Origin of the sequence: Azospirillum lipoferum (assembly GCF_024170005.1) — a bacterium.
Taxonomy (GTDB): Bacteria; Pseudomonadota; Alphaproteobacteria; order Azospirillales; family Azospirillaceae; genus Azospirillum; species Azospirillum lipoferum.
Map to the genome: position 1 here is coordinate 1 of NZ_JALJXJ010000048.1, position 1,388 is coordinate 1,388.

Annotated in this window: 1 protein-coding gene; it reads right to left on the bottom strand. The window is 68.7% G+C overall.

Annotated elements, in window-relative coordinates:
- On the bottom strand, nt 1–1,388 hold a 1,388-nt coding region (locus J2848_RS35805; RefSeq protein WP_253568879.1), incomplete at both ends, for a beta strand repeat-containing protein.

The following is a 1,388-nucleotide window of genomic DNA, read 5'->3' on the forward strand; positions in this document are numbered from 1 at the left end:
GTGATGACGGTGTTGCCCGAACCACCCAGGGTCACGACGTCCGAACCGGTGCCGCCGACCAGGAACTCGACGCCCGAGGCCGTCATCGTCACGCCGGCCGAACCGGTGAAGACGATGTCGGTGTTGGCGCCGCCGTTCAGGGTCTCGACGCCCGTCACGGTGACCGTGTTCGGCGTGTCGCCGAGCGTAATGACGTCATTGCCGGTGCCGCCGATCAGGGTCTCGATGCCGCGCAGCAGGAGCGCGTTGCCGCCATCGCCGAGGCTGACGATGTCGGAACCGGCGCCGCCGACCAGGATTTCGATGCCCGAACCCAGCGCCATGGTGACTCCGGTGTCGCCCAGGATCACCAGATCGCTGCCCGCACCACCCGACAGGGTGTCGATGCCGCGGACAGTGGTGGTCGTACCGCCCGCACCCAGGGTCACGACGTCCGAACCGGTGCCGCCGACCAGGAACTCGACACCCGAGGCCGTCATCGTCACGCCGGCCGATCCGGTGAAGACGACATCGGTGCCCGCACCGCCGGTCAGGGTGTCGATGCCGGTCACGGTGACCGTGTTCGGCGTGTCACCCAGGGTGATCATGTCGATGCCGCCGCCGCCGATCAGGGTCTCGACACCGCGGGTCAGCAGGGTGGTGCCCGCGGTGCCGATGGTCACCACGTCGGTCGCCACACCACCGACCAGGATCTCGACGCCCGAGCCCAAGGTCAGGGTGTTGCCGGTGTCGCCCAGGATCGCCAGATCGGATCCCGCACCGCCGATCAGCATGTCGATGTTGCGGATGGTGGTGGTGTTGCCGGCGGACCCCAGGGTCAGGACATCGGTGCCGGCGCTGCCGATCACGAAGTCCGCACCCGAGACGGTCAGGGTCGCCCCCGCCGAACCAGTGAGGATGACGTCCACGCCCGCACCGCCGATCAGCGTCTCGATCCCGATCGTCAGCAGAGTGCCGCCGGCCGTGCCGATGGTCACCACATCGGTACCGGCCCCACCGACCAGCGTTTCGAGTTGCGACACCAGCAGCGTGTTGCCGATCGAGCCAAGGGTGACGAGATCGTTGCCGGTGCCGCCGATGATGCTCTCGAACAGGGACACCGTCGCCGTGTTGCCAGTATCGCCGAGCGCCAGCACGTCGACCCCGCTGTTGCCGGTCAGCGTCTCGATGCCGCGCAGCAGGACGGTGTTGCCGCCGTCGCCCAGCGTCACCGCGTCGTTGCCGGCCCCGCCGACCAGGATCTCCAGCCCCGACACCAGCAGCGTGTTGCCGGCCGAGCCGAGATAGACCACGTCCGTCCCGCTCGAGCCGATCAGCGTCTCCAGGCCTGAGACCAGCAGCGTGTTGCCGCTGGTGCCCGACACCCGGTTCATGTCCGCCGCACTGTC